At 61.9% G+C, this 6961-nt stretch carries 6 protein-coding genes; 4 read left to right on the top strand and 2 right to left on the bottom strand.

What is annotated here, in order from left to right:
* Positions 1-7: 7 nt before the first annotated feature.
* A complete protein-coding gene (locus WAW39_RS23050) occupies positions 8-1489 on the bottom strand; it encodes a PLP-dependent transferase (RefSeq protein WP_422321509.1) in 1482 nt (493 codons plus the stop codon).
* Positions 1490-1596: 107 nt separating this feature from the next.
* A complete protein-coding gene (locus WAW39_RS23055; RefSeq protein ID WP_422321510.1) occupies positions 1597-2760 on the bottom strand; it encodes a trans-sulfuration enzyme family protein in 1164 nt (387 codons plus the stop codon).
* Positions 2761-2836: 76 nt separating this feature from the next.
* Here WAW39_RS23055 and pyrH point away from each other — a divergent pair, with 76 nt between their 5' ends.
* The 4 genes from pyrH to WAW39_RS23075 form a co-directional block, all read left to right on the top strand.
* Complete coding sequence (gene pyrH, locus WAW39_RS23060) at positions 2837-3574, top strand: UMP kinase (RefSeq protein WP_397381324.1); 738 nt, start codon at positions 2837-2839, stop codon at positions 3572-3574.
* A gap of 24 nt (positions 3575-3598) precedes the next feature.
* Positions 3599-4165 carry a ribosome recycling factor gene (gene frr / locus WAW39_RS23065; RefSeq protein WP_422321511.1) on the top strand — a complete coding sequence of 189 codons (567 nt, stop codon included), beginning with the start codon at positions 3599-3601 and terminating at the stop codon, positions 4163-4165.
* Positions 4166-4181: 16 nt separating this feature from the next.
* A complete protein-coding gene (locus WAW39_RS23070; RefSeq protein WP_422321512.1) occupies positions 4182-4859 on the top strand; it encodes a UDP-N-acetylglucosamine diphosphorylase in 678 nt (225 codons plus the stop codon).
* Positions 4860-4911: 52 nt separating this feature from the next.
* Positions 4912-6961, top strand: a 2050-nt coding sequence (locus WAW39_RS23075; RefSeq protein ID WP_422321513.1) for a DUF6600 domain-containing protein, incomplete at its 3' end; no start/stop codon positions are given.

A 6961-nucleotide genomic window follows, 5' to 3' on the forward strand; every position in this document is an offset into this window, starting at 1 on the left:
GCTGCGGTCACGCTTTGGCGAGTGCTTCGTCAAAGCGTGCGATCAAATCTGCCGTGTCTTCCAAGCCAGCGGAGACGCGGAGGAGCCAGCGGCTGACGCCGCAGGACTCGGCCCAGTCGAGTTCTTCGTAGTGCGCGAGCAACGTGTACGGGCAGGCGAGGGTGAAGTTGGTGCCGAGGCTTGGGCCTTTGGAGACGCGCAGGGCGTCGAAGACCTTGGGGCTGGTCTGCTCGGGGTTTTTGAGCGTGAAGGAGAAGAGGCAACCGTAGCCGCCGTTTTCGCGGCGGATGAATTCGTAACCGCGTCCGCCTTCGCTGCTGGCGTGCCAGACGCGGTTCACTTTGGGGTGGCTGCGCAGATGATCGGTGAGGGCCTGCGCGTTGTGGCTCATTTTGGCGGCGCGCTGTGAGAAATCGCGGCTGTTGAGTTCCAGGGCCACGGCATCGCCGCGCCAGAGTTCGTGATCGGCATGGGCCGTCAGGAAGGCGGAGAAGGCCGCGTGATGCGGTGAGTTGCGGTTGAGAACGACGCTGCCGGCGAGGACATCGCCTACGCCGGAGAAGCTCTTGGTGAGGCTTGTTGTCACGACATCGGCCACGCGGTGGGCATTCACATGCGCGACGGTGGAGATGGTATCGTCGATGATGATCGGGACGCCGGGTTGTGCGGCAGCACGGATCGCGAGAAGGCGTTCGAAATCGACGCAGCGGAGCAGGGGATTGCTCGGGGCTTCGCAGAAGATGCCCGCGATTGGCTCGCTTTGCAGCAGGGCGCTGAGGTCATCGTATTCGCTGTCCTTGATGAGCGGCATGAAATGCACGCCGGTACCGAAGAACTGCTGGAGCTTCAGCACATCCACATAGGGGAAGTCGAGCTGCACGGTTTTGCGGCCGGGGAAAAGCTGGGTCAGCATGCGATGCACCGCAAAATTGGCCGCCATGCCGGAGGGGAAGAGGAAGACGTCTTCGGGCTGCTGGCCGGCGAGTTGCGCGATGCGTTCGCGGATGGTGCGGTTGGCGGCTTTGCCTTCTTCCTCGCTGGCGGTGCTCTGGCGTTCTCCCAAGGCATCGCAGGCCTGGCGGGTGCTGACGCATTCGCCACAGAAGCGCCAAAACTTGCGGGCCTGCACGTAGCTGTCTGCCGGAAACACGGCGACGCCGAGGTTATGCGCCGTCCATTCGACTGCGCGGCCGGTACCGATGAACTTCACGCAGCGCTCCGCATGCACGACCCGTGGAAACACGAGGCAGCGCTCGCCAGCAGCGGCGAATTCTTTTTCGGCGGCAGCAAACAGCCGGGAGATGGCCGGCGGGCAGCAGAAGCGCGGGTAGCCGGACTTGAACTTTGAAACCACATTCTGGTCCCCTTCTTCATAGCCGATCACGTGCTCCCACAGCGGCAGGCACACGGACACGCCGAGGTCGTGGTCAGGGATCGCCTTGCCGAGGTCTTCGGCATTGCATAGAGGGTGGGTAAACAGGTCGGTCATTTGGGGGAGGGCATTTTTCTTCACACAATGGTGTGAAGCAACGAGAATACGGGACGGCTTGAGAAGCAGCCGCTGCAACCACCATTTTTAGGCAAGAATGACGGCAGTCACTTCTTCTTCAGCGCCGCATCAATGTCCTTCCACAGGTCTTCCACGTGTTCGATGCCTACGGAGAAGCGGACGAGGCCGTCGGTGACGCCGGCGGCTTCGCGGGCGTCTTTGGGGATGGAGGCGTGGGTCATGCTGGCGGGATGGGCGACGAGGCTTTCGATGCCGCCTAGGCTTTCCGCCTGGGTGAAGAGGCGCAGGCGGCGGATGAAGGCGAGGGTGTCGGCGTAGCTGAGGCCGAAATCGGCGAGGAGCATGCCGCCGCCGGCGGTCATCTGCTTTTTGGCCAGCTTGTGCTGCGGGTGGCTCTTCAGGAAGGGGTATTTGACGCTCTTGACGCCTTTGCGCCCTTCCAGACGCTGGGCCAGTTCGAGGGCGTTGGAGCAGTGGCGCTCCATGCGGATGGCCTCGGTTTTGGCGCCGCGGGAGATGAGCCAGGTGTCGAAGGGGCTGGGCTGCAGGCCGATGGCTTTCTGCGCGAAGATCATTTTTTCCTGCCACTCGTCGGAATTGGTGCAGACGGCACCGCCGAGGGCATCGCTGTGACCATTGGTGTACTTGGTGGTGCTGAGGAGGGAAAGATCGGCACCAAGATCCAGCGGCTGCTGCAGCAGGCTGGAGGCAAAGGTGTTGTCCATGGCGACAATGCTGCCCGCCTTGTGCGCGGCTTCGCTGATGGTCTTGATGTCCAAGATTTTCAGCAGCGGATTGGTGGGTGATTCCAGCCATACCAGCGCGGGCTTGAGCCGTGTGATGAGATCGTAGTTCTCCGGATTGGCGAGGTTGGCGTATTTGATTTTGACGCCGAAACGCTTCAGCACCTTTTCGAAGATGCGGTAGGTGCAGCCGTAGATCTGCTGCTCGGAGAGGATGGTGTCGCCGGTCTTGAGGGAAAACAGGATGGCGGAGATGGCGCTGAGGCCGCTGGCGAAGGCGGTGCAGTGCTTCGCGTTCTCCAGGCTGGCGAGCGTGGTCTGGAGGTTGCGGAAGTTCGGATTGCCTGAGCGGGTGTAGTCAAAGCCGTTGGGATTCCCGGTCTCAAACGTCGATGTCATGTAGATCGGCGGGATCACGGCGCCGGTCTCGCTGCGGTAGTCCTGGCCCACGTGAATGGCACGCGTTTCGAAGCGTGCGTCGGCGGGGATGGTTGGGTCGTCCTTCATGAGGTGATGTGTGACATGCAGAATTAGCTTTGCAAGGCCCCTGCGCGCATGCTTTATGAGTTAAACCTGTTCTTTCATGCCTGACTCCACCGCCCCTCGAAAATTCCGTCGCGTTCTGCTCAAACTCAGCGGTGAAGCGCTGAGAGAGCCGGGCAGCCATGACAATATTTCCCCGCCCATCGTCGAAGACATGGCGGCGCAGATCAAAGCAGCGCATCAAACCGGCCTCGAAATCGCCCTCGTCGTGGGTGGTGGCAACTTCTGGCGCGGTGTGACCGCAAGCAACAAGGGCATGGAGCGCGCCACAGCCGACTACATGGGCATGCTGGCCACGGTGATGAATTCGCTCGCGGTGCAAAGCATGCTGGAAGCGATGGACGTGCCGACGCGCGTTCAAAGCGCCATCAAGATGGACAACGTGGCCGAGCCCTTCATCCGCCGCAAAGCGATGCGCCATCTGGAGCTGGGCCGCGTGGTCATCTTCGCCGCCGGCACGGGCAATCCGTTTTTCTCCACCGACACGACCGCTGCGCTGCGTGCCAGCGAGATCAATGCCGAGATCGTGCTCAAGGCCACGAAGGTGGATGGCATCTACGATTCCGATCCCAACAAAAACCCGGACGCCGTCAAATTCGACCGCGTCAGCTTTCACGAGTGCCTGACACGCCAGCTCAAGGTGATGGACTCGACCGCTTTCTCCCTGTGCATGGAGAACAACATGCCCATCGGCGTTTTCAGCATGAACGAACCTGACAACATCCGCCGCGCGCTCATCGGCGAATACATCGGTACGATGGTCGATGCGAAAGGCTGATCAAACTTCCAACCCGATACTGATATGGACCCTGAATTGACGATGATGGAGGCCGAAGAGGCCATGACGAAGGCGGTGGAGCACGCCATCCATGAATTTGCCACCGTGCGCACGGGCAAGGCCTCGCCGACGCTCGTGGAAAACATGGACATTCATGTGATGAGCTACGGCAGCCACATGAAGCTGAAGCAGCTGGCCATGATCACCACACCGGATGCCCGGCTGATCCGCATCGAGCCCTTTGATTCCTCCACGCTGCAGGACATTGACCGCGCGATCCGCGAGTCACGCCTCGGCCTGAACGGCAGCATTGAAGGCAAGGTGATCCGCCTGCCGATTCCCTCTCTTTCCACGGAACGCCGCGAGCAGATGGTGAAGATGTGCAAGACCCTCGGCGAGGACGCCCGTGTGCGGGTGCGCTCCGCCCGCCGCGATGCGCTCGAAACCATCAAGAAAGGCGAGAAAGACGGCTTTATCACCGAAGATGACCTCCACCGCATGGAAAAGGAAATTCAGGTGATGACCGACAAGAAGATCGCTGAGATCGACCAGCACGTGGTGTCGAAAGAGAAAGAGATCATGACGGTTTGAGCCGAACTCGTTTCTGATGTTTCCCGCGCGCGACTACCTCGACCTCACCCACACGAAGCACGGCATCCTGTTTCCGGATGACTCGCCCGTGTGGACGGCGTTGACGCGGATTGAATCCTATCTGGACTTTCGTTTGCAGCGCGAAATCCGCGTCCAGGTGCCACCCGGGGCGTTCATTGGCGAGGATGTGTTCATTGATGAAGGCACGACCATCGAGCCCGGGGCGGTGATCAAAGGTCCGGCATGGATCGGGCGCAACTGCCAGCTCCGTGCGGGCTGCTACATCCGTGAGAATGTGATCATCGGCGACGGCTGCGTGCTCGGGAACTCCTGCGAGTTCAAGAACTGCGTGGTCTTCGACGGCTGTGAGATCCCGCATTACAACTACGTGGGCGACTCGATCCTCGGCCACAAGGCGCATCTGGGCGCTGGCGTGATCCTTTCCAATGTGCGGCTGGACCGGCTGGAGGTCACTGTGAGGACCGACACGGATGTCATTCCCACCGGTCTGCGAAAATTTGGCGCGGTTGTGGGCGACTATGCCGAGATCGGCTGCAATAGCGTGATCAGTCCCGGCAGCATCATCGGCCGCCGCAGCATCGTCTATCCGCTGTCGCATTTCAGCGGTGTGCTGGAGGCCGATCTCATGCTGAAGACGCGGCAGACGCAGCAGGTGGTCAAGCGTCGGCGGTAGGAGAGAATGAATACAATTCGGGTCGCGGGAGTCAGAGCAACATCCCACTCTTATGAAATCGTCTTTTCGCCCGCTCTTCGCCGTTTCAGCCATTTTGTCGTTGGCGAGCTGTGACAAACCCATGCCGCCTGCGGCAGCGGCCCCCGTCACGGCAGAAACAGACAACCAGCTCGCTGAGGCGCGAGATGCCTTGCAGCGTCAGGCATTGGAGATCGAAACCAAGACGGCCTTGATGGACAAGCAGCTGGCAGAGATGGCGCAGTCGCTCAAGGAGCGTGACAACGCCGAACTGCGTGACTCGTTGGACGCTCTGAAGCGGCAGAATGACGAGCTGCGTGTGCAAGCGGATGCTGCGCGGCAGCAGAGCAATGCCATCACCCAGCGCATCGTCGTCACGCCCCAGCCAAATGTGGTGCCGCAGCCCATGGCGCTGCCCGATTACTCGTTGTTCTATGACCGTCTGGCGCCTTTTGGCCGCTGGTTTGAGGTGAATGGCTACGGTTACTGCTGGCGGCCCACCATCACCGTGGCGGGCTGGCGTCCCTATGTGGATGGCTGCTGGGTCTGGTCATCGCTTGGCTGGGCCTGGCAGTCGAACGAGCCCTTTGGCTGGGCTACCTATCACTACGGGCGCTGGGTGAATCTGGCGCGTTACGGCTGGATCTGGGTGCCGGGTAGCGAGTGGGCTCCGGCGTGGGTCGCGTGGCGTCAAAGCCGGGATTGCGTGGGCTGGGCGCCACTGCCGCCGGAGACAGGCGTGTTCAGCGGTGCGTATCGCGACTGTGACTCACGCTACGGCCTCGGCCCCACCAGCTACACCTTCATCAACACGAACCAGTTTGTGAGCCCGACCTACATCAACATCTATGCGCCCGTGACGCGGCAGACCACGATCTTCCAGCACAGCGTGAACGTGACGCAGATCGTGCCCAGCCACAGCCAGCGGCATGCGTTTGTCCATCAAGGAGGACCACCCCGCTCCCAGATGGAGCAGGCCTGTGGCCGGCCGGTGCCCCAGCGGCAGGTGCAAACCATGCACGCCGACCAGATGCCGACGCGCCCGCAGCATCATGGGCGGAGAGACGCGGATGCTCCTGTGGCCATGGTGGAACTTCCCGCCGTGGGTCCCGGTGGCCACATGAGGCGCCCTGAAATCAAAGAGCACATCCAAAAGCCGGTTTTGATGGGTGGATTTGAAGGCGTGCCGCAGCAGGCTGCCAGGGAGATTCGTGAGAACATCGCCCAAGAGAAAGAAACGGCCGTGGTGCAACAACAACCGCCCCCGATGCGCGGGCACATGCAGCATGGCCCTGGCCGGCGTCCGGTTGAGCCACCGACGGTCGTCAATGCACCGCCCGCAGTGCCGAACGCTCTGCCACCGGAAACTGTGAGACCTGCCAGCGCTTCTGAAACCCCAAGGGTGGCTCCAGCTCCAGCGCCAGTGGAAACGGCGACGGTGCAACAGCAGCCGGAGCAGGGAAGCATGCCACAAGGATCGCGTAGGCATTCACCTGAAGGACGGCCTGCGACGAACACACCTGCTCAGGAAACCGGGCGTCCCGCTGTCGCGGTAGAGCCGGGCGCAGACGCGGCGAGGGAGCCCAGGCACCATGGCCAGCCCGGGATGAGAGCACCACAGGCACCGAATGTGCCGCCTGAGAGCAAGGTGGTGGAGAACAGCCCTCCTGCTGCCGCATCATCCACACCCGCCGTGATGCCTGCTGTGGTGGAGAACAAGGCCCCGGAGCCTTCGGCTGCTCCAGTGGTGCCTGTTGTTGAGCCAGAACGGACCGCTGCACCAGCCGTCATGCCGCAGCCGCCTGCCGAACCCAGTGTTTCGCCGCAACCCGTGGCCGCCGAGGTGGAAAGAACGCGAATGCATGCTGGCCGGGAACAGGCCCAAGCCGCCGCCATGGAGCAGCGCCAGCAGCAGGAGATGCAAGACCGTGCCATGGCAGAGAAAAGGGCGGCTGAACAAGCCGCCGCGAATGCCGAAGCGGAAAAGAGCCGCATGCAGGCCGCCGCTGCGCAGCAGGAGGCGCAGGCGGCCCAGCAGCAGCGCATGGCTGCCGACCAAGCCGCCGAGACTGAAAAAGCACGCC

Origin of the sequence: Prosthecobacter sp. (genome assembly GCF_049294395.1) — a bacterium.
GTDB lineage: Bacteria > Verrucomicrobiota > Verrucomicrobiia > Verrucomicrobiales > Verrucomicrobiaceae > Prosthecobacter.

What these genes read in the sequence shown, in the direction of transcription:
- WAW39_RS23055 (WP_422321510.1), bottom strand. Translation starts at nt 2,760, where the DNA reads ATGAAGGACGACCCAACCATCCCCGCCGACGCACGCTTCGAAACGCGT.
- pyrH (WP_397381324.1), top strand. Translation starts at nt 2,837, where the DNA reads ATGCCTGACTCCACCGCCCCTCGAAAATTCCGTCGCGTTCTGCTCAAA.
- frr (WP_422321511.1), top strand. Translation starts at nt 3,599, where the DNA reads ATGGACCCTGAATTGACGATGATGGAGGCCGAAGAGGCCATGACGAAG.
- WAW39_RS23070 (WP_422321512.1), top strand. Translation starts at nt 4,182, where the DNA reads ATGTTTCCCGCGCGCGACTACCTCGACCTCACCCACACGAAGCACGGC.
- WAW39_RS23050 (WP_422321509.1), bottom strand. Translation starts at nt 1,489, where the DNA reads ATGACCGACCTGTTTACCCACCCTCTATGCAATGCCGAAGACCTCGGC.